Source organism: Caballeronia terrestris (assembly GCF_001544515.1).
Taxonomy (GTDB): Bacteria; Pseudomonadota; Gammaproteobacteria; order Burkholderiales; family Burkholderiaceae; genus Caballeronia; species Caballeronia terrestris.
This window is the reverse complement of the sequence record NZ_FCOL02000004.1, coordinates 94,557-115,700: the sequence shown is the minus strand read 5'-3', so window position 1 is coordinate 115,700 and position 21,144 is coordinate 94,557. Positions and strand designations below refer to the sequence as shown.

General features: G+C 64.3%; 20 protein-coding genes and 1 tRNA gene. 8 read left to right on the top strand and 13 right to left on the bottom strand.

The window, feature by feature from the left end:
• Positions 1 to 100: 100 nt before the first annotated feature.
• Positions 101 to 1,243: an exonuclease domain-containing protein gene (locus AWB67_RS05160; RefSeq protein ID WP_087655164.1), complete on the top strand. Its 1,143-nt coding sequence runs from the start codon at positions 101 to 103 to the stop codon at positions 1,241 to 1,243.
• 10 nt (positions 1,244 to 1,253) lie between these two features.
• On the opposite strand, the gene AWB67_RS05155 is transcribed toward AWB67_RS05160, so the two are convergent.
• From AWB67_RS05155 to pepN, 8 genes are all read right to left on the bottom strand, one after another.
• Positions 1,254 to 1,868, bottom strand: a complete 615-nt coding sequence (locus tag AWB67_RS05155; RefSeq protein WP_087655163.1) for a chorismate mutase — start codon at positions 1,866 to 1,868, stop codon at positions 1,254 to 1,256.
• Between the two features lie 201 nt (positions 1,869 to 2,069).
• The gene (locus AWB67_RS40740; RefSeq protein ID WP_159964788.1) at positions 2,070 to 2,222 is read right to left on the bottom strand and encodes a hypothetical protein; all 153 of its coding nucleotides are present in this window, start codon (positions 2,220 to 2,222) and stop codon (positions 2,070 to 2,072) included.
• A 693-nt stretch (positions 2,223 to 2,915) separates the two neighbouring features.
• Entirely contained in the window at positions 2,916 to 3,560 is a 645-nt protein-coding gene (locus AWB67_RS05150; RefSeq protein WP_087655312.1) for a cation efflux transmembrane domain-containing protein, read from the bottom strand.
• A 120-nt stretch (positions 3,561 to 3,680) separates the two neighbouring features.
• A tRNA-Thr gene (locus tag AWB67_RS05145) sits at positions 3,681 to 3,756 on the bottom strand.
• A 53-nt stretch (positions 3,757 to 3,809) separates the two neighbouring features.
• Positions 3,810 to 4,826 carry a class 1 fructose-bisphosphatase gene (locus tag AWB67_RS05140; RefSeq protein ID WP_087655162.1) on the bottom strand — a complete coding sequence of 339 codons (1,017 nt, stop codon included), beginning with the start codon at positions 4,824 to 4,826 and terminating at the stop codon, positions 3,810 to 3,812.
• Between the two features lie 103 nt (positions 4,827 to 4,929).
• The gene (locus AWB67_RS05135; RefSeq protein WP_087655161.1) at positions 4,930 to 5,319 is read right to left on the bottom strand and encodes a HigA family addiction module antitoxin; all 390 of its coding nucleotides are present in this window, start codon (positions 5,317 to 5,319) and stop codon (positions 4,930 to 4,932) included.
• 21 nt (positions 5,320 to 5,340) lie between these two features.
• On the bottom strand, positions 5,341 to 5,631 hold the full coding sequence (locus tag AWB67_RS05130) for a type II toxin-antitoxin system RelE/ParE family toxin (RefSeq protein WP_087655160.1): 291 nt from the start codon (positions 5,629 to 5,631) through the stop codon (positions 5,341 to 5,343).
• Between the two features lie 172 nt (positions 5,632 to 5,803).
• Entirely contained in the window at positions 5,804 to 8,521 is a 2,718-nt protein-coding gene (gene pepN / locus AWB67_RS05125; protein WP_087655159.1) for an aminopeptidase N, read from the bottom strand.
• A 237-nt stretch (positions 8,522 to 8,758) separates the two neighbouring features.
• On the opposite strand from pepN, the gene AWB67_RS05120 reads away from it, so the two are divergent.
• The 7 genes from AWB67_RS05120 (at position 8,759) to aepY (ending at position 15,773) form a co-directional block, all read left to right on the top strand.
• Positions 8,759 to 9,484: a DUF4136 domain-containing protein gene (locus AWB67_RS05120; RefSeq protein ID WP_087655311.1), complete on the top strand. Its 726-nt coding sequence runs from the start codon at positions 8,759 to 8,761 to the stop codon at positions 9,482 to 9,484.
• A 156-nt stretch (positions 9,485 to 9,640) separates the two neighbouring features.
• Positions 9,641 to 10,309 (top strand): CDP-alcohol phosphatidyltransferase family protein, encoded by a 669-nt coding sequence (locus tag AWB67_RS05115; protein ID WP_087655158.1) that lies wholly within the window; start codon positions 9,641 to 9,643, stop codon positions 10,307 to 10,309.
• The gene (locus tag AWB67_RS05110; protein ID WP_235025043.1) at positions 10,306 to 11,130 is read left to right on the top strand and encodes a HalD/BesD family halogenase; all 825 of its coding nucleotides are present in this window, start codon (positions 10,306 to 10,308) and stop codon (positions 11,128 to 11,130) included. Before AWB67_RS05115 ends, AWB67_RS05110 begins: the two co-directional genes overlap by 4 nt.
• Positions 11,127 to 12,131 (top strand): flippase-like domain-containing protein, encoded by a 1,005-nt coding sequence (locus AWB67_RS05105; protein ID WP_087655157.1) that lies wholly within the window; start codon positions 11,127 to 11,129, stop codon positions 12,129 to 12,131. The genes AWB67_RS05110 and AWB67_RS05105 overlap by 4 nt, the downstream gene beginning before the upstream one ends.
• 21 nt (positions 12,132 to 12,152) lie before the next feature.
• Entirely contained in the window at positions 12,153 to 12,923 is a 771-nt protein-coding gene (locus tag AWB67_RS05100; protein ID WP_087655156.1) for a phosphocholine cytidylyltransferase family protein, read from the top strand.
• Positions 12,920 to 14,611 carry a phosphoenolpyruvate mutase gene (gene aepX / locus AWB67_RS05095; RefSeq protein ID WP_087655155.1) on the top strand — a complete coding sequence of 564 codons (1,692 nt, stop codon included), beginning with the start codon at positions 12,920 to 12,922 and terminating at the stop codon, positions 14,609 to 14,611. The genes AWB67_RS05100 and aepX overlap by 4 nt, the downstream gene beginning before the upstream one ends.
• A complete protein-coding gene (aepY, locus tag AWB67_RS05090) occupies positions 14,604 to 15,773 on the top strand; it encodes a phosphonopyruvate decarboxylase (RefSeq protein WP_087655154.1) in 1,170 nt (389 codons plus the stop codon). The genes aepX and aepY overlap by 8 nt, the downstream gene beginning before the upstream one ends.
• Here aepY and AWB67_RS05085 read toward each other — a convergent pair.
• The 5 genes from AWB67_RS05085 to xdhC form a co-directional block, all read right to left on the bottom strand.
• Positions 15,751 to 16,176: a hypothetical protein gene (locus AWB67_RS05085; RefSeq protein WP_087655153.1), complete on the bottom strand. Its 426-nt coding sequence runs from the start codon at positions 16,174 to 16,176 to the stop codon at positions 15,751 to 15,753. The genes aepY and AWB67_RS05085 overlap by 23 nt on opposite strands.
• Positions 16,177 to 16,296: 120 nt before the next feature.
• The gene (gene guaD / locus AWB67_RS05080; RefSeq protein WP_087655152.1) at positions 16,297 to 17,625 is read right to left on the bottom strand and encodes a guanine deaminase; all 1,329 of its coding nucleotides are present in this window, start codon (positions 17,623 to 17,625) and stop codon (positions 16,297 to 16,299) included.
• Between the two features lie 32 nt (positions 17,626 to 17,657).
• Positions 17,658 to 19,028, bottom strand: coding sequence for an NCS2 family permease (locus AWB67_RS05075; RefSeq protein ID WP_087655309.1), 1,371 nt, complete (start codon positions 19,026 to 19,028; stop codon positions 17,658 to 17,660).
• Positions 19,029 to 19,055: 27 nt separating this feature from the next.
• Positions 19,056 to 20,084 (bottom strand): adenosine deaminase, encoded by a 1,029-nt coding sequence (locus AWB67_RS05070; RefSeq protein ID WP_087655151.1) that lies wholly within the window; start codon positions 20,082 to 20,084, stop codon positions 19,056 to 19,058.
• Between the two features lie 32 nt (positions 20,085 to 20,116).
• On the bottom strand, positions 20,117 to 21,127 hold the full coding sequence (gene xdhC, locus AWB67_RS05065; protein WP_087655150.1) for a xanthine dehydrogenase accessory protein XdhC: 1,011 nt from the start codon (positions 21,125 to 21,127) through the stop codon (positions 20,117 to 20,119).
• Between the last annotated feature and the right edge of the window lie 17 nt (positions 21,128 to 21,144).

Below are 21,144 nucleotides of genomic sequence, written 5' to 3'. Positions count from 1 at the left end.
CGCAGCGAATGCGCCGGTCCCCTGCCTCATCCGCGTGAGATAAAATGGTGTGATATCCACGCGTACAAACTCGCGCGTCCCCACCGCTTTTACCCTCACGATGCACACGCCTCCACCGTTTCCCAGCAACGCATTTCCCGCCGATCCGGTGGTTTTCGTCGATCTCGAAACCACCGGCGGCTCGCTCGGTATCGATCGCATCACTGAAATCGGTATTGTCGAGGCGGGTCCCTCCGGCGTGACGCAGTGGAGTTCGCTTGTCAATCCGCAGAAGCCGATTCCGTCGTTCATCCAGAACCTGACCGGCATCACCGATTCAATGGTTCGCGACGCCCCCACGTTCGACGAACTCGCGGCGAGCCTCTTCGAGCGCATGCACGGGCGCCTTTTCATCGCGCACAACGCGCATTTTGACCACGGCTTTCTGCGCGGCGAGTTCAAGCGGCTCGGGCTCAAGTTTCAGCCCGACGTGCTGTGCACCGTGCAACTGTCGCGCGCGATTTATCCGGCGCAGACGCGGCACGGGCTCGACGCGCTCGTAGAGCGGCATGCGCTCGTGCCGTCCGCGCGTCACCGGGCGCTCGCTGACGCTGATCTGCTCTGGCAGTTTTGGCAACATCTGCATCAGGCGCATCCGTCGGACGATTTGCGTGCGCACATGGACCGGGTGACGCGGCGTTTTCGCCTCGCAGGCGATATCGACGAGGACACGATCGAGCGGATTCCGGCCGGCTGCGGCATCTATGTGTTCTACGGCGAGGACGATGCGCCGCTGTTCGTCGGCCGAAGCGTGCGGCTGCGTCAGCGGGTGCGCTCGCATCTGACGGGCGGCAAGCGTTCGGCGAAGGATTTGCGGCTGGCGGCGCTCGTGCGGCGCGTCGAGTGGACGGCGACGGGCGGCGAGATCGGCGCGTTGCTCGCCGAGGCGCAGCGGGTCGCGCGGCTGCGTCCGCCGCACAATCGCGTGATTCGCGCGCGCCGCGACGATGCGCGCGGCGCCGCGTGGCCCTATGCGGGCGCGATCGCGATCGAGGAGCGCGATCCGGCGACGGGTTTGCATGCGTGGCATGTCGTCGACGAGTGGCAGTACTTCGGCACGGCCGCGACGCGCGCCGAAGCCGCGGCGTTGCGCACGCAGGTGCCGAGCGCGGAGTTCGAATTGTCGACGTATCGGATTCTTGGCGAACGGCTTGCGCGCGGACTCGCGTTCGTGCCGCTCGATGTGATGGCCGCTGTCGTTTGAATCAGGCCCTTTAGCCGACCGCGCCGACGCCGCCCGCCGCGCACACATGCGACAGCGCGCGCGAGAGCGGCGCGTTCATGGCCGCGTCGTAGCGCGTGAGATGTTTCCAGCGCGCGACGCTGTCGGCGAGCCGCAGCGGGCAGTCGTCAGCGTGACGCGACGGTTCGACGCGCGCGAGCGCCGCAATCAGCGACTGCGTCAATCGATCGAGCTTCGGACGCGTATCGGCGGTGAGGTCGGGCGGCGATCCTTCCGGCGGCCTGGCAGCGCGCCAGTTTGCAAAGAGCGCGTTCTGCACCTCCTTGCTGGCCTCGATCTGATCGCGAAAAAAGCGCCGCGCGAACGCCGGATCGACGCCGGCGGCCTCCGCCTTTTTCTCGACGCTCGCGAGTAACGCGGCTTCGCGCGGTTCATCGGTGATTGGTTCGTGATGCGCCCACTTCCAGCGCGCGACCGGCTCGGCAAGCGCGAGGCGCTGCGACGTCAACGCGACGAGACTGGTGAGCGGTGCGTCGTCGCCGTCAGCATGCGCGACGGGCGTCGATGCTAAAAGCGAGGCGGAGAGGGTAGCAAGAACGCAGGCGCGACGCCCACGAGAGAGGAATGTGAAAAACGATGGACGCATGCGGAGCGCTGGGCGGACGAAAACCCCAGCATAACTCACTGGTTCAGCGGAGCCTGCGATCGATCGCCAGGCGGGTGCTCGCGGGCCACGAGCGTGAGAACGCCTGGCGTGAGCCATGACTTGGTCGCGACGTCCGCGCGCGCGTCATCCGCGCGATGCGTCGAGTGCACGACAATCCCGGTCGATCCCGTCGGCCGGCGTTTACTTCGCGTCGCGCATGTTGCGCTGTTCGTCGAAGAACGCGCGAACATGTGCGGGCAGCTCGGCGGCCAGGAACTCGACCCCGACCGGCTCCGGATCCGGACTGCGAACCATGTCGGGCGTTGGAACTTTCGTCGGCTTGGCGTCCATCATTTCTCTCCTGTGTCGACCAGAGCTGGCGTTGTTGATCAGTGTTAGCGCTTTAGCGCTTACTCTGATCCCATGCGGCTTACTCTGGTCCCATGCAAGTTGCGGTAGTTCTCTGAAAGACTCGACTCAGGCCCGCCGCCTTTTGTCGAGTGTGCTGCGGAAACATCTTGATGCTTTATCGGAGCGTTTCAGCTTTACTTGAGACTTTCCGAATAATTCAGTATGTGATCCGAAACGGGCATGACCGTTCGTTAAATAGTCACTTAAATTTATCGTGTCGAGTTACCCGATTTTCACGACCAACCGGCAATTATTTCTCCTCGTCATGCCCGGCCATCGCCCGCAGAAGCCCGTCGCGTGGACTTTCGAATGACGCATTGCAATATCACTTTAACGTTCACTCCATACATATAACGATAGCGGGAAACCATCGTTGACGTAATAACGCCTGAAGAGGAATAATTAGTTAGTTGTGTGGGAACGCACATTTGGCAGTAATTCCCGATTACCGCAGCGATCAGCAGTATTTGCGCCGATTGGGTTTCACTCGGACGATTAATCGGGCTTTCGTACGGCAGCGCCCAGCCGGACGCGGGCCCACAGATGACAAAGCCTGCAAGGCCGACAGCCTGCAGGCTTTTTTCTTTCACCGGCGCGGTGATATCGACGGGCGAGGGGTGTGGCTCGAAAGCGACACTATTCGTAGGGAGCGCTTCCGCAGGCGTCGTGACTCGCGCGAATCTCGCCGCGCGCCTGGCGGAACACGTGAAACGCGGACGTCACTGCCAGCGTAGCCATGATCCCCGCGACCGCCAGATCGGGCCACGCCGCGCCCGTACCGAAGACGCCCAACGCAGCGAGCAGGACCGCGATGTTGCCGAGCGCATCGTTGCGCGTGCAGAGCCAGACGCTGCGCATGTTGCTGTCACCCTCGCGATGCGCGAACAGCATGAGCGCAACCGCGCAGTTGACGACGAGCGCGAGCGCCCCGACGACACCCATCGTCGACGCTTCCGGATGCGCGTCCGTGGCTGCATGCCAAGCCGCGGCGCTCAGCACGCCGAAACCGAACACCGGCATCGAAAGCGCTTTGGCAAGCGACGCTTTGGCGCGGACGGTGACGCTCATTCCCAGAACGAAGAGGCTTAAGCCGTAGTTGGCGGAATCGCCGAGGAAGTCGATCGAATCGGCGAGGAGGGAGACAGAGTTGCTCTTCAGGCTCGCTGCGACTTCGATTGCGAACATTGCGACGTTCAGCGCGAGGGCGACCCAGAGAAGCCGTCGATATTTCCCGCGACGCAATGCGGCTTCGTGATCGCAGTGATTGCAGTCGTGAGGCATCGCGCGTTCCCCGAATGCGAGCGAAATCTTAACGATTGAGTAGGCCGAAACACACGCGCAAAAACGAAAAACCCGCGTCATCACTGAGATGAAGCGGGTTTAATACTGCCTGAATCTTGATGGTGCCGGAAAGAGGAATCGAACCCCCGACCTTCGCATTACGAATGCGCTGCTCTACCGTCTGAGCTATTCCGGCATCAGAGAAACGAGATTATAGAGACTCTTTTCTGACTTTGGCAATACCCCAGATTAAACTTTCTTTTCGAGATGGTAGCGGGTCACGCGGTCGACTTCATCCTTCGAACCGAGGAACACCGGAATGCGTTCGTGAAGGCTTTGCGGCACGACATCGAGAATGCGTTGCTCACCATTCGTCGCAGCGCCGCCCGCCTGTTCGACGATAAACGCCATCGGGTTCGCCTCGTACATGAGGCGCAGCTTGCCCGGCCGATCTGGCGTGCGCTTGTCGGCGGGATACATGAAGATGCCGCCGCGAGTCAGGATACGGTGCACGTCGGCGACCATCGATGCGATCCAGCGCATGTTGAAGTCTTCCTTGCGCGGGCCGTCCTTGCCTTGGTTCAGCTCGTTCACGTACTCCTGTACCGGCGCGTACCAGTGGCGCGAGTTTGAAGCGTTGATCGCGTATTCGCGGGTCTCGGTCGGGACCTTCATGTCGCTCTGCGTGAGAACCCACGAACCCAGTTCGCGATCGAGCGTGAAGCAGTTCACGCCGTTGCCGGTCGTCAGCACGAGCACGGTTTGCGGACCGTACACCGCATAGCCTGCCGCGACCTGCGCGGAACCCGGTTGCAGGAACGCCTGTTCGGTCGGCTCGACGCCGTCCGGGCAGCGCAGAACCGAGAAGATCGTGCCGATCGACACGTTGACGTCGATGTTCGACGAGCCGTCGAGCGGGTCGAACGTCAGCAGATAGTTGCCCTTCGGGTAGCGGTTGGGAATCGGGAAGATTTTTTCCATTTCCTCCGATGCCATCGCGGCCAGGTTGCCGCCCCATTCGTTGGCTTCGAGCAGGATTTCGTTCGACAGGATGTCGAGCTTCTTCTGGACCTCGCCCTGTACGTTTTCGCTGCCGGCGCTGCCGAGCGCATCGCCGAGCGCGCCTTTGCTCACCTGAAAGCCGATCTGCTTGCAGGCCCGCGCGACGACTTCGATCAGAAGGCGCAGGTCGGCGGGAAGGTTCTGGTGTTCGCGCTGCTGCTCGATCAAATACTTGGTCAGCGTGGTGCGGCGGGAAATGGACATGCTTGGCTCCGAGAGCGTTTGACGAATCCCCCGATTCTACCCGCTCGACAATACGCGCCGATGTCGGCGCGTTTCGGCGGGAAACAGCACCGCGCGATTCCGCTCAAACGCGCGGCGATTCCGCCAACGCAAAAAGCGCGCGGCGCTCGGGCGGCAAAGGCTCGATCTCTCGCTCGATCTGCTCGCCAGACGCCGCGGTTGCCAGGCGCAAGTCGTAATTCGCCTGCAGATTCATCCAGAACGTGGCCGTCGTGCCGAAATAGCGCGCGAGCCGCAGCGCGGTTTCCGGCGATATGGCGCGCTTTTCCCGCACGACGTCGTTGATGCGCGGGGCCGGCACGCGCAGAGCAAGCGAAAGCGCGTGCGGCGTGATCTCGAGCGGGTTGAGGAATTCCTCGCGCAGGATCGCGCCTGGATGAACGGGCGCCATTGCTTCGCCTGTGGCGATTTCCGGGAAATCGCGATTGCCCGGAGCGGTGCGGCGTTCAATCATTTGTTTCTCCCGCTCAAATCTTCAGTGATAGTCCACGATCTCGACACCGAACACTTCGTCGCCGATGAAGTAGAAGCAAATGCGCCACTGCTGGTTCAAACGGATGCTCCACTGCCCGCTGCGTGAGCCATTCAGCACTTCGAGGCGATTGCCCGGCGGCGCCATCAAATCCTGCACGGAAGCGGCTGCGTCGATCATCAGCAGCTTGCGGTGCACCCCCGGCTGAATGTGAGGCGGCAGCGAACGCACATAGAGGCCTTCGAAGAGCGCCTCGGTGGTCTTGTCCGCGAACGACTTGATTGTGGGTATCATATAACACTGTGCGTTAAACGTTAAGTGATAGTTACGGGGCGTTAGAGTCGCGCCGTGCATCCACTTTCGCTTGCGCGCGACAACTCGGTAAGTCGGCCGATCGGCCAACGTGAGGGCGAAAAAAAACCGGCGCCGAAGCGCCGGTTGGCAGATAAAGACCGCAGTGCGCCCATCAGCCGAGCGCCTTCTCGACGATCTCGCGCACGTCGCGCGACTTCACCTTCGATGCCACCTCTGTCAGCGCGGCGTGCATCTTGTCGCGCAGCACGGGCGTAAAGCGGCGCCACAATTCAAGGCCGCGCGCGAGACGCGCCGCGACTTGCGGATTAAGCGCATCGAGCGCGATGACCTGCTCGGCCCAGAACGCGTAGCCGGAGCCGTCCGCGGCGTGGAATTGCGCGGGATTGCCGCTCGTGAAGCTGAAAATCAGCGAGCGCGCGCGATTCGGGTTTTTCAGCGTGAACGCCGGATGCTGCATCAGCTTGCGAACGATCTCGATCACATTGCGGTTGGGGCCGCCGCGCTGCGTCGCCTGTAGCGCGAACCACTTGTCGATCACGAGCGCTTCATTTTCGAAGCGGCTGTAGAAATCGGCGAGCGGGGTGTCGGCGACGGCCGGATCGCCGTTCGACGCCGCGCCCGCCATCAGCAACGCGGAGAGCGCGGCCGAGCGATCCGTCATGTTGTCCGCGGTGTCGTACTGGGCGCGCGCGAGGCGCACGGCATCGGCGGGATCGTCGAGCTGACTCAGGTAGGCGAGGGCGAGATTCTTCAGGCCGCGCTTGCCGGCGTCTTCCGGCGTCGGACGATACTCACCCAGCGTGCGGTTCGCTTCGTAGATGGCGAGCCACTTGTCGCGCAGGGCCGTCGCGAGCCGGCGGCTGACAAAAACGCGCGCCGCATGGACCGCGGCCGGATCGGAGACGGCCATCTGCTCGGCGAGATAGCTCTCGGACGGCAGCATCAGCGCCAGTTCGCGGAACGCGGGCGTGAGCGCCGGATCGTCGAGAACCTGCTCGAACGCGGCGACGACCTGATCGTCGAGCGTCAGCGTCTCGCCCTTAGCCGCGCGGGCCGCGAGCGCCAGCAACTCGCGCGTGGCGAGCCGCTGGCCGGCTTCCCAGCGGTTGAACGGATCGCTGTCGTTCGCGAGCAGAAACGACAATTGCTCGTTCGTGTAGTCGTATTCGATGATCACAGGCGCCGAGAAATTGCGCAGCAGCGACGGCAGCGGCTTCACCGCGACATCGACGAATGTGAAAGTTTGTTCGCGCTCGGTGAGTTCGAGCACGCGCGTCGTGCCACCCGGCTCCTTCTCGCCTTCGAGTCGCAACGGCTGATCGGCGCCGTCCGCGCCGATCAGCCCGATCGCGACCGGAATCAGCAGCGGTCCTTTCTGCGTATCACGCGCCGCTTCCGACGCCTCGCCATAGCCCTGCGTAAGCGTCACGGCATAGCGTTTCGCGGCGGCGTCGTAGGACGTGCGCACGCCGACGCGCGGCGTCCCCGCCTGGCTGTACCAGCGCTCGTACTGCGCGAGATCGCGGCCGTTGGCGTCGGCCATCGCGTGGCGGAAATCGTCGCAGGTGACCGCCTGGCCGTCGTGGCGCTCGAAATACAGGTCCATGCCGCGCCGGAAGCCCTCGCGTCCGAAAAGCGTCTGATACATCCGCACGACTTCCGAACCCTTCTCATAAACGGTCATCGTGTAGAAGTTGTTGATCTCGACGTAACTCTCCGGGCGCACCGGATGCGCCATCGGGCCGGCGTCTTCGGCGAACTGCATCTGGCGCAGCACGCGCACGTCCTCGATGCGCCGCGTCGCCCGCGCCGCGTCGCTCGCAGCGCCGGGCGAGTCGCCAGCGGCCATGTCGGCGGAGAATTCCTGGTCGCGGAACACAGTCAAGCCTTCCTTCAGGCTCAACTGGAACCAGTCGCGGCAGGTCACGCGGTTGCCGGTCCAGTTGTGGAAATACTCGTGTCCCACGACCGCCTCGATATTGCCGAAGTCCACGTCCGTCGCGGTTTCGGGGTTCGCCAGCACGTACTTCGTGTTGAAGATGTTGAGGCCCTTGTTTTCCATCGCGCCCATGTTGAAGTCGCTCACCGCGACGATCATGAAGCGGTCCAGATCCAGTTCGAGCCCGAAGCGCTTTTCGTCCCAGCGGATCGAATTGATGAGCGAATCCATCGCGTGGCGCGTTTTGTCGAGATCGTGCGGCTCGACCCACACCTGCAACAGCTTTTCCTTGCCCGAACCGCTCGTGATGCGCTCCTCGAGCGCCACCAGCTTGCCCGCGACCAGCGCGAACAGATAGCTCGGCTTCTTGAACGGGTCTTCCCATTTCGCGAAATGGCGGCCGTCCGGCAGTTCGCCTTCCTCGATCAGATTGCCGTTCGAGAGCAGCACCGGATACGCCGCCTTGTCTGCGCGCAGCGTGACGGTGTAGGTGGCCATGACGTCCGGCCGGTCGAGGAAATAGGTGATGCGGCGAAAGCCTTCCGCCTCGCATTGCGTAAAAAAGTTGCCGCTCGATACATACAGTCCCGACAGCGTAGTGTTCGCCGCCGGATTGCAGACGTTTTCGATCACCAGTTCGAAGCGCTCAGGAATATTGCGCACTGATAACTCGTTTTCAGTGACGTGGACGTCCTCATGCGGCCGCCCGTCGACCCATGCGCGGACGAACTCCAGTTGCTCGCCCATCAGGACGAGGTCCGGCGTGGCATCGGCGGCGGGATTGAGGCGCACGGCCAGCGTGCTCTTCACGACTGTACGCTCGGGCACGAGGTCGAATTCGAGCGCCACGGAATCGATCAGGAAAGCGGGCGGTGCGTAGTCTGCGCGGCGGATCATGGCGGGAGTCGCGGGTGCAGTCGATGTGGACATGGCGGCTTCTATAGAGTTGAATGGCGGCGCCTTTTGGCGGCCTGGTGTCGGACCATTGTACAAAGGCTCGGACGATCATGGGTCGGGCGGCGGGATCGGCCGGATAGCCAACGGAAGAACTTTGGATATCCGGCGCCGGTCATTACCTTCGGCACACTGCCGGGCGCGAACGGTCGAGCGCGAGGCGCCGACAGTTTCTATAACTAAGAAGTAGCAGGCCACGAAATGAGGATGACCATGAGGTTCGATCGTTGGGCCAGCGCGGTTCGCGCCGTGCTGGGGTTGAGCGTGCTGTGGCTCGCGGGCTGCACGACCTACGTGCAGACGCAGGTGACGGCGTTTTCCGACTGGCAGGGCAGCGACGCCACGCGCACCTACGCGTTCGCGCGCACGCCGGAGCAGCAGAACAGCATCGAGCAGACGACGTATGAAGCGCTCGTTGCAAACGAGCTGGCGCGGCAGGCGTTCAAGCAGGTTCCCGAGGCGAGCGCGCGCTATCGCGTGGAACTTGCGTATTCGATTCGCGGCGACGTGATGACCGTGCGCCAGCCGGTCTATTACGATCCGTGGCCGATGTACGGGCCGTATTGGGGCCGGCCGTACTGGGGCGGACCGTGGGGCGGGCCGTTCGGTCCGTGGGGGCCGACGGGCTATGTCGACCAGACCTACCCGGTCTATGTCCACGCGCTGCAGCTCCGCATGACCGAGCGCAGCACGGGCCGCGAAGTCTATAAGGTGACGGCGATGAATTCGGGCGGCGAAGCGTCGCTGATTCGCGCGATGCCGTATCTCGTGCGCAGCGCGCTCGCGGATTTCCCGCTCGGCAACGGCACGGTGCGCACCGTCAAGATTCCGCTCGATCCGGGCGGCGGCGGTTTAAATGAGACGTCGGCTGCAGTGGGCGCGAACGAGCGAGTCGCTCCGTCCGGGAGTGGGGCGCCGCCGCCGAAGGCCGTGGAATAAGCAGTCTCGCGTAAATTATTCCGATTCACCCGGATTCTCGTGGACTCGCGGCTGCGGTAATCCGGCCCAAATGTCCGTCAGACGGCGGATCGGCGCGCATGCACCGGCCATATCGGTAATATGCACGCCCGCCGGAATCGGGATATATTCGCGGTCATGACAAAATCAAGTCCGATCCCGCCCCGCGACGTCCCGGCGCCCGCCACATGGGACGCGCGGCTCGCCCGCCGCCTTGTCACTCCGCTCGTCGGGACGCCTGTCACGCCGAACCATCTCACCTCGCTGCGCCTGTTGATCGGCCTCGCGGGCGCTTACTATTTGTCGCTCGGGCAATACTGGCTGTGTACGGCCGGTGCGTTGCTGATCGCACTGTCCAATTTCGTCGATCACACCGACGGCGAGCTCGCCCGCATCAGCGGACAGTCGAGCAAGATCGGTCATTTATACGACCTCGCTTGCGATGCGCTCGTGACTGTTCTGCTGTTTCTGGGCATCGGGTTTTACGTAGGCGTTCATCATCCGTCGATGATCGTGCCGGCCGAAGTGCTCGGCGGCATCGCGGGCGTGGCGGTTGCGCTGATCTTTTATCTGCGCATGCGCATCGAGTCGATGGTCGGGAAGGACGGAACGAAGCAGGCGTCGATGGCGGGTTTCGAAACCGAGGACGTCCTGTATCTCCTGCCGCTCGTCACGCTGCTTAACGGCATGACACCGTTTTTGATCGCGGCATCGGTCGGCGCGCCGCTGTTCGCCGCGTGGGTCGCGATCGATCATCTGCGGGTGTCGCGCGAGGCTGCCGGCAAGGATCTCCAGACAGTACGATGAACCAGGCCGCCAATCCGTCGACGGAAACGTTGAACGAAACCACCGCGCGCGTCGCCGATACGCGTATCGAAGCGCCTTCCACGCGCGACATCGACGCGACGCTCAACGCCCGTCTGCGCGAGCTGAAAACCGCGCAACTTCACCAGTCCTTCGATAGACAGGGCAGCTTCCTGTATCTCGAAGACTTCCTGCCGCGTGAGTACACCGAGCGCCTGATCGATGCGGTCCACGCCGTCACGCCCGCCGTGAACCGCAACTATCTGCCGGGGCACAAGGCGGGCGGCAGCGTGAGCCGCCACGCGATCGACAAGCTCGCGCCGTTCGTCGCCGACCTGTATCGCTCGCCCGCGCTGATCGGCTGGCTCGAAGCGATCAGCGGCGACAAACTGCAGCTTTCCCCCGCCGACGATCCCCACGCCTACGCGCTCTATTTTTACACGCGTCCCGGCGACCACATCGGCTGGCACTACGACACGTCTTATTACGAAGGCCGCCGCTACACGCTGCTGCTCGGCGTGATCGACGATTCGTCCTGCCGCCTCGACTACGAACTCCACACGCGCAATGACGCCGTGCCCGACGAACCGGGCTCGGTGCAGTATCCGCCGGGCGCGCTCGTCTTTTTCGACGGCGACAAGCTGCGTCATCGCATCACGCCGCTCGGCGCGAACGAGATGCGCGTCTCGCTCACGTTCGAATACGTGACGAATCCGAATATGCGGCCGTGGCAACGCTTCATTTCGAACATGAAGGATTCGATCGCGTATTTCGGCTTCGGGCAGGTCTTTCGGCGCAAAGCCGGCAAGAACGGAAGCGCATGAGCCGCGCCGGAACCATTCTGCTTTCGATCGGCGTGGTGCTCTTCATCGCGCTGATCGGCTGGCAAGGCTTCGGCTCGGTGGCGTCGACGCTCGCGACCGCCGGCTGGGGCCTCCTTGCCGTCGCGGCGTTCCATCTGTTGCCGGTCGTGCTCGATGCCGGCGCCATCAGCGTGCTCTTTTCGCCGCGCGATCGCGACGTCTCGCTGCGCGACGCGCTGCTCGCGCGCTGGATGGGCGAGTCGGTCAATAGTTTGATGCCCGCCGGCCAGATCGGCGGCCCGATGATGATGGTCCGCTATCTCGCGCAGCGCGGCATGCGCGCACGCGATGCCGCCGCCGTCATCACCGTCAGCACGACGATGCAGACCCTCGCGCAACTGATCTTCGCGCTCGCCGGCGTGGCGCTGCTCGGCGGCGGCTCGGGCACGGGCGTGCGCAATGCCGTGCTGGTCGTGATCGCGCTGATCGGCGCGATGACGCTCGGCTTCTATCTCGCGCAGCGGCGCGGGCTGTTCGGCCGCGCGATGCGGTTCGCGTCGTCGGTTGCCGCGCGCTTTTCGGCGAAGCGCGACTGGTCGTCGCTGGTGACGCGTGCCGAAGCCGTCGATGCCGCTGTCCACGAGATGTATCGCGAGCGCGGCAAGGTCGCGGCGAGCTTTCTGTTGAGCCTCGTCGGCTGGTTCGTCGGCACGGGCGAAGTTTGGCTCGTGCTGCGTCTGCTCGGCCATCCGGTTGACTGGACCGATGCGCTGATCCTCGAAAGCCTCGGCCAGGCGATCCGCGGTGCGGCCTTCGCGATTCCCGGCTCGCTCGGCGTGCAGGAGGGCGGCTATCTGCTGCTCGCGCGGCTCGTCGGCCTGCCGCCGGAAGTCGCGCTCGCGCTGTCGCTCGCCAAGCGGGCGCGCGAACTCCTGCTCGGGCTGCCGGGCATCGTCTATCTGCATTTCGTTGAAAAGGGCTGGCAGCGCCGCCGTCTCGCGCGCGTGCCGGAGATCGACTGATTCATCCTCGAAGGGATAAGAATGCGCGCAATAATTCTTGCGGCCGGGATGGGCTTGCGCCTCGTCCAGCCGGAAGGGCAGCAAAAGCCGAAGTGTCTGTTGCGCTTCGGCGATGCCTCGCTGCTCGAACGCCATCTGCAATTGCTCAAAACCGTCGGTGTCGATGAAATCGTGTTCGTGCTCGGGTTCAAGCACGAGCAGGTCGAGGCGGAACTCGCGTCGATCGACTGGAAGCCGGCGACCGAGGTCGTCGTGAACAGCGAGTTTTCGCTCGGCAGCGTGCTGTCCGTGCACACCGCGGCCGAAGCGCTCACGCGCGGCGGCGACGTGCTGCTGATGGACGCCGACGTGCTCTACGACGAACGCATCCTCGAACCGCTCGTGGCGAACGCCCACGCGCACGTGAACCGCCTGTTGATCGACCGCGATTTCGAAGCCGGCGACGAGCCCGTGAAGCTGTGCATCGACAACGGCGTGCCGGTCGAACTGAGGAAGCAAGTGGCGGCGGGCCTGAAATTCGACACGATCGGTGAATCGGTGGGCTTTTTCCGCTTCGACGAGCACGCGGCAAAGCGCCTCGCGGAGATCGTCGCGAATTACGTCGCGACGGGCCGCGCGAACTTGCCGCACGAAGAAGCGGTGCGCGACCTCCTTCAGGAACGCAGCCACGTATTCGACATCGCCGACGTGACCGGCGCACCGTGGATCGAGATCGACTTTCAAAACGACGTAACGCGCGCAGCCGACGAAGTGCTGCCGCAATTGAACCAGCTTGCCGGAGCACTGCGATGAACGCACCAGGACACCTCCCCGCCGGATTTTCGCGCACGATGCGCCTGCGCGAGATGCTGCAAAGCAACCGTCTCGAATTCATGATGGAAGCGCACAACGGCTTGTCGGCGCGCATCGTGAAGGAAGCGGGCTTCAAGGCGATCTGGGGCTCGGGCCTCGCGATTTCCGCGCAGTTCGGCGTGCGCGACAACAACGAAGCGAGCTGGACGCAGGTCGTCGACATGCTCGAATTCATGGCCGACGCGAGCGACCTGCCGATCCTGCTCGACGGCGACACCGGCTACGGCAACTTCAACAACGTGCGGCGGCTCGTGCGGAAGCTGGAGCAGCGCGGTATTGCGGGCGTGTGTATCGAGGACAAGCAGTTTCCGAAGACCAACAGCTTCATCAACGGCGAGGCGCAGCCGCTCGCCGACATCGACGAATTCTGCGGCAAGATCAAGGCCGGCAAGGACTCGCAGAGCGATCCGAATTTTTCGATCGTCGCGCGCGTCGAGGCGCTGATCGCCGGCTGGGGCATGGAGGAGGCGCTGCGCCGCGCGGAAGCGTACCGGCAGGCCGGCGCCGACGCGATCCTGATCCACAGCAAGCTCTCGAAGCCCGACGAGATCCTGACCTTCGCGCGCGAGTGGGCCGGGCGCGGGCCGCTCGTCATCGTGCCGACGAAGTACTACAGCACGCCGACCGACGTCTTCCGCCAGGCGGGCATCAGCACGGTGATCTGGGCCAATCACCTGATCCGCGGCGCGACTTCCGCGATGCAGGCGATCGCGAAGGAAATCCACGAAAGCGAGACGCTCGTGAACGTGGAAGACCGGATCGCGGCGGTGAACGAGATTTTCCGCCTGCAGGACGCCGACGAATATTCGGCGGCCGAGAGCGTGTATCTGTCGGCGTCGAATTCGGCGAGGAGCGCGGTCGTGCTCGCGGCGAGCCGTGGCGCGGGGCTCGAAGCCGTCACCGCCGATCGTCCGAAGGTCATGCTGCCGGTCGCGGGCAAGCCGCTGTTGCGGCATCTGGTCGAGGCGTTCAAGAAGGAAGGCATCAACGACATCACGGTCGTCGGGGGCTATCGGGCGGACGCGATCGATACGTCGGGCATCCGGCTCGTCGTCAACGAAAAGCACGAGGCGACGGGCGAACTGGCGTCGCTCGCGTGCGCGGCGAAGTCGTTCCCGGGCGATACCGTGATTTCCTACGGCGATCTGCTTTTCCGCAGCTACATCCTGCGCGATCTCGTGGAATCGGATAGCGACTTCTGCGTCGTCGTGGATTCGTCGCAGGCGCCGCAAGCAGGCGTCGCCGCAACCGATTTCGCCTATTGCTCCACGGCCGACGATCGCGCGCTCTTCGGGCAGAAAGTGTGGCTCGAAGGTGTTGTGAGCGCAGCGTCGGAAACTCGCAGGGCCGACACGCCGCAGGGCCGCTGGATGGGCCTGCTCAACGTGCGCGGCGACGCGCGCGAGCGCCTGCTCGCCACGCTTGCACGGCTCCAGCAACGCGACGACTTCGCGAAGCTCGACATGGCCGCGCTTCTCAACGCGCTGGTGGAAGCGGGCGAGCGCATCGACGTGCAGTACGTGCACGGCCACTGGCGCGGCGTCAACGATCTCGACGACTTCCGCCGCGCCGCCGACTTCGCGCACGAGCAGACGCCGTTCGGATCGGCGGAGGGCGCGCGTGATTGAGGCCGCCCAGTTCGTCGAGGCCGCGCGCGAGCGCGGTTTCGACTGGTACGCCGGCGTGCCGTGCTCCTACCTCACGCCGTTCATCAACTACGTGCTGCAGGACGAGTCGCTCCATTACGTGTCGGCGGCGAACGAAGGCGATGCCGTCGCGCTGATCGCGGGCGTCACGCTCGGCGCGCGGAACGGCCGGCGCGGCATCGCGATGATGCAGAACTCGGGCCTCGGCAATGCCGTGAGTCCGCTGACCTCACTCACGTGGACGTTTCGTTTGCCGCAGCTTCTGATCGTGACGTGGCGCGGGCAGCCGGGCGTCGCCGACGAACCGCAGCACGCGCTGATGGGACCCGTCACGCCCGCGATGCTCGACACGATGGAGATTCCGTGGGAGCTGTTTCCCACCGAAGCCGATGCGATCGGTCCCGCGCTCGATCGCGCGACCGCGCATATGGATAGCACGGGCCGGCCGTACGCGCTCGTGATGCAGAAGGGCAGCGTCGCGCCATACGCTCTGAAGAAGACGGGGTTGAGCGGCGTCCATGAGCGTGCGGCTCGTGCGCCGGCTGAGCGCTTCGAAGGCGAGCGCGTCACGCGCAGGGAAGCGTTGGATCGCGTGATCGCGCTGACGCCGAAAGAATCGACGGTTGTTCTCGCATCGACGGGCTTTTGCGGCCGCGAACTTTACGCCGCCGACGATCGCGAGAACCAGTTGTATCTCGTCGGCTCGATGGGCTGCGTCACGCCGATGGCGCTCGGTCTCGCGCTGTCGCGCCCGGACCTGCGCGTGGTCGCGCTCGACGGCGACGGCGCCGCGCTCATGCGCATGGGTGTCTTCGCGACGCTCGGCGCGTATGGTCCTGCGAATCTCGTGCACCTGCTGCTCGACAACGGCGCGCACGAATCGACCGGCGGCCAGGCGACGGTCTCGCGCGGCGTCGATTTTGCGGCGATCGCGTCGGCGTGCGGCTACGCGCTTGCGCTCGATGGCGATGATATCGGCGTGATCGATCGTCTTTTGGACGCGAAAGATGTCGATGGCGTGCGCTTCGCGCGGCTGTCGATCAGGACGGGCACACCCGGCGACTTGCCGCGTCCGTCTATCACGCCCGAGGACGTGCGCGTGCGGTTGCAGGCGCACATCGCTAATCCTGCTTACAAAAGATAGCGGTAATAAAGGGCGCGACGTGATGCACGGTCGCGTCGCTGCCCGTCGCGCGCACTTTCGGTTCGACGGCGCTATCGCGTCCGATCACGACCGCGCCGTACGCCGAGTCCGCAATCGGCTCACCGGTTCCCTTACGGAAAATCGGATCGTCCTTTTGATAAGCGACGACCGCATACACGCTGAAGCCGAACGCTGTCAGATGGCTGTCCTTCGCCGGACGAAATGCGTTGACCGAGTTCGGCTCGACGCGCATCGGCTTGGCTTCGATCAGGTTCTGTTGCAGGAGCGGCGCGACGAACGCGTGCCCGGTCGATTTGCAGTCGAGCTGGTCGTCGAGCGCATAGGCTTGGGAAAGCGCGGGAAGGAGGGCCAGCGCCCACGCGATGTGAACGGGATGCTTCATCGTTCGATGCAGTGTGAAAATCAGACTGTAGCTGCAAGCTGCGAAGCGTGCTGAAAAGAGCGTACGTATGAATAAAAACGCCCTGATTGCTCAGGGCGTTTGCCTGCATGCCGCTACACGTCAGGCCGCCAACTCCAGCGCCGCCGCCTTCCGCACATCCCGCCGATGCACGCAATTACCCGCCGCATAAGTCTCGAACACGGCGCGATCGTCGCCGAGCAGGGCGAACGCGAACAGCAGTTCCTCAAGCGATTCCGCCCGCGACGTGCGCCGCGCGAGTAACGGCGTGCCGGCCGGATCGAGCACCGCAAAATCGGCTTCGCTTCCCGGCGCGAGCGTGCCGACCTTGTCGTCGAGATCGAGCACTTTCGCGGCGCCCGTCGTCGAGAGCCAGAACATGCGCGTCGCCGTCAGATGATGGCCCGTGAGACGCGCGATCTTGTGCGCTTCGTTCATCGTCTGCAGCATCGAGAACGACGTGCCGCCGCCGACGTCCGTCGCCAGCGCCACCGGCATGTTTGCCGCGCCCGCCTTTTCGAAGTCGAAGAGGCCGCTGCCGAGGAACAGGTTCGACGTCGGACAGTGCGACGCCACCGCGCCCGTCTCCGCCATGCGCTGGCGGTCGGTATCGTCGAGATGGATGCAGTGGCCATACACCGCGCGACGGCGCAGCAAGCTGTAGTGATCGTAGATGTCGAGATAGCTGCGATGGCCCGGGAACAGGCTCTCGACCCATCTGATCTCGTCGGTGTTCTCCGCGACGTGCGTCTGGATGAACACGTCCTCGTGCGCACGCGCGAGCACGCCGCAGGCTTCGAGCTGCGCTTCCGTCGAGGTCGGCGCAAAACGCGGCGTCAGCGCGTACTGCTGACGGCCGCGGTTGTGCCAGCGCGCGATCAGCTCGGCGCTGTCGTCGTAGCCGGACTGCGCTGTGTCCTGCAGGAAATCCGGGCAATTGCGGTCCATCAGCACCTTGCCCGCGACCATCCGCAAATTGCGCGACTCGCTCTCGCCGAAGAACGCGTCGGCGGATTCCTTGTGCACCGTGCAGTACACGAGCGCGGTCGTCGTGCCGCAGGCGAGCAGTTCGTCGAGGAAGAAGCTCGCGGTCTCGCGTGCGTGCGCCGGGTCGCTGAACGCGCGCTCGGTCGGGAACGTGTACGTGTTGAGCCACGGCAAGAGACCCGGCGCCGGCGACGCGATCATGTCCGTTTGCGGGTAGTGAATGTGCGAGTCGATGAAGCCCGGCACGATGAGCTTGTCGCGCATGGTTTTGACGATCGCATCCGGCGCGAGGCGCGAGCGCAACGCCGTGTAGGCGCCCGCCGCAACGACGCGGCCGTCCTCGACGATCAGCAGGCCGTCTTCCTCGAAGATCGCGCCGTCGGACGCGTGCGCAGGGTCGTCGCGGAAAGTGAGAAGCTGGGCGCGGTAGGCGGTTTGAGTCATGGTGCAACGTCTCCGGAAACTGTAGTCATTGTTCAAAGCTGGGTCAGCAACAGCAGGGAAAGGGCGGCGACCACCCACATCGCCGGCTTGATCGCCTTGACCTGGCCGGTGAAGGCCTTGATCACGACGAACGCGAGAAAACCGTACGCGATGCCGTCGGTGATCGAGTAGGTCAGCGGGATCAGGATCATCGCGAGGAAGGCGGGGATCGCTTCGTCGAAACGATGCCATTCGATCTGCGTGATCGATTCCATCATGAACACGCCGACCAGCACGAGCGCGGGCGCGGTCGCGATTGCCGGCACGAGCGAGAGCAGCGGCGAGAGGAACAGGAACGGCAGGAAGCACAGCCCCGCGACCACCGCGACGAGCCCCGTGCGCCCACCCGCCGAAATGCCCGCCGCCGATTCGATATACGCGTTCGCCGGGCTCGTCCCGAGCGGCGCCGATACCAACGCCGAGAATGCATCGACGATCATCGACTGGCGGATGTTGCGCGGGTTGCCATCCTTGTCGTAGAGCTTGCCGGCTTCGGAAATCGCCATGAAGGTGGAGAGCGCATCGAAGAACGACGTGAAGAGCATTACGAAGATGAACGGCCAGTAGATCACCTTCAGCGAGCCGATCAGATCGAGCTGGCCGATGCCCGAGAAGTCCGGCGCCGAGAACAGGCCGTTCCAGTTGACGAGCGTCTTGGTCGCGACCGCGGCGGGCCAGTACGCGGTGCCGTCGCCCCAGAAGCGGCCGATGGGGATCGCGATGATCGTCGTGAAAACGATGCCGAGCATCAGCGCGCCCGTCACGCGGCGCGCGACGAGCACGGTGGTCAAGGCCAGCCCGATCAGGAAAGTCACCACGACCGGATTGAGCGACGCCGAATGCACGATGGTGACCGGATCGCCGACGACGAACTTCGCGTTCACGAGCCCGATCAGGCTGATGAACAAGCCGATGCCGCACGACACCGCGTGCCGCAGATTCGCCGGGATCGCATCGACGACGAGCTTGCGCGCGTTGAACGCCGCGAGCAGCGCGAAGATCACGCCGGACCAGAACACGCAGCCGAGCGCGGTCTGCCACGGCATCTTGCCGCCGTGGACCATCACGAACGCGAACAGCGCGTTCATGCCCATGCCGGGCGCGACGAGCACGGGGTTGCGCGCATAGAGGCCCATCGCGCAACTGCCGAGGAAGCTGACGATGACGGTCGCCGTGAGCGCGGCGGGGAAGGGAACGCCCGCTTGCGAAAGAATGCCCGGATTGACGACGATGATGTACATCGCCGTGAGGAACGTCGTGATGCCCGCGACGACTTCCGTCTCCACCCGCGAGCCGGCCGCGCGGATGCCGAAGTAGCGTTCGAGTGTCGTGGTGTCGCGTTCGATCGGTGCTGTGGTTTCCATCTTCATTTCTTGACTTGCCTACGTGCTTTATGCGGCTGCGTGCCAGTACGCGTCGAGCTTCGCGACCATCGCGTCGCGCTCGGCTGGCGTCACGAACGACGCTTCGAGGCTGTTCTTCAGGAGCGTGTAGACCTCGTCGTCCGAGAGCTTGAGCGCATCGACGATCGCGAAGTAGTTGGCGTTCACGTAGCCCCCGAAGTACGCGGGGTCGTCGGAATTGACCATCACCGCGACGCCCTTGTCGAGCAGGTCCTTGAGCGTGTGCTTTGCCATGTCGTCGAAGACGCAGAGCTTCAGGTTCGACAGCGGACACACGGTCAGCGCGATGCGCGCATCCGCGAGACGCGCGACGAGCGCCGGGTCTTCGATGCTGCGCACGCCGTGATCGACGCGATCCACTTTGAGCAGGTCGAGCGCTTCATAGACATACGCGGGCGGACCTTCCTCGCCCGCGTGCGCGACGAGTTTCAGGCCCTTGGCGCGCGCCTTGGCGAACACGTTCTGGAACTTCGAAGGCGGATGTCCTTGCTCCGACGAATCCAGCCCCACGCCGATCAGCCGATGCTTGTACTGGTCGAAGAGCGGCAACGCGGCGTCGAACGTGGCGAGCGCGTCTTCCTCGGAGAGATGGCGCAGGAAGCAGAGAATCATCTTGCTCGTCAGGCCGAGCTTTTCCCCATCGGCCAATGCGCGCTCGATGCCCGCGACCACCGTTTCGATCGGCACGCCGCGTTCGGTGTGCGTCTGCGGATCGAAGAAGATTTCCGTATGCGTGACGTGATCGGCGAGCGCGCGTTCGACGTACGCCATCGTCATGTCGTAGAAGTCCGCTTCGTGCAGGAGCACGCTCGCGCCCGCGTAGTAGATGTCGAGGAACGATTGCAGGTCGGTGAACGCGTAGGCGGCGCGCAGCGCGTCGATCGACTCGTACGCGAGCTTCACGCCGTTGCGTTGCGCGAGCTGGAAGATCAGCTCGGGTTCGAGCGAGCCTTCGATATGAATGTGCAGCTCGGCCTTGGGCGCCCGGGCGATTTTGTCAGCGAGTGTGGGGTTCATGCTTGGTTTTATGTATAGGGCTAAGTTGTGATTCACGCCATCTGCTGCGACGGCGCGTGGGCATTCGCTTCGACCGCCTGCAGCAGTTGGGCTGCCGCTGCAACGGCAATGACTTCCGGCGCTTTATCGACAATGCCATAGACGCCGATCGGGCAGATCATGCGGGCGATGCGCGCCGGGTCGATGCCGCGCGCGGCGAGCCGGTGTTCGAACTGCTTGCGCTTCGTATGCGAGCCGATCATGCCGAAGAACGCGAAGTCGCCGCGCTGCAGGATGCGCTCCGCGAGCACGAGATCGACGGTGTGGTTGTGCGTCATCACGATGAAATACGTGTTCGGCGGCGCGGCATCGACGGCGGAATCGGGCGCGTCGTTCGGCTCGATCGTGACGTTTTGCGGCAGGTATTGCGGCGGCGGAAACGCGGCGTCGCGCTCGTCGACCCAGGTGACGTGGCATGGCAGCGTGGCGAGCACGCGCACGAGCGCCGCGCCCACGTGCCCCGCGCCGAACAGCACGACCGGGAACTCGTGCGGCGCGATGGTTTCGGTGAGCAGCGCGCCGCTGTCGTCGAAACCGGCGCCGTCCCAGAGCAGGCAGTCCGAGCCTTGCACGCCCGGCTCCGGGTCCGAGATCATCACGGCATCGGGCGCGGCGCTGAAGGACACGCTGCGCACCGTCGAGAGACCTTGCGCCGTGCGCTTGCCGAGCGACGTGACCCAGCCGAGATCGGAGACGTCGAGCCGTTCGAACGCGAGCACGACCGCGCCGCCGCAGCATTGCCCGAGACTCGGGCCGAGCGCGAATCGTTCGAGCCGCCGCATGCGTGGGCTGCGCATGCCGTCCTTCAGCACCTGCCGCGCGGTCTCGATCGCCTTCCATTCGAGATGGCCGCCGCCGATCGTATAGCGCGCGTCCTCGCGCGTGACGATCATCTTCGTGCCCGGCTCGCGCGGTGCGGAACCTTCGACGCGCGCGACCGTCACGAGCACGAGCGCGTCGCCGTGCGCGAGCAGTTGTTGCAGGTCGTGCAGCCATGCTTGCATCGATTGCGCTCCTTACT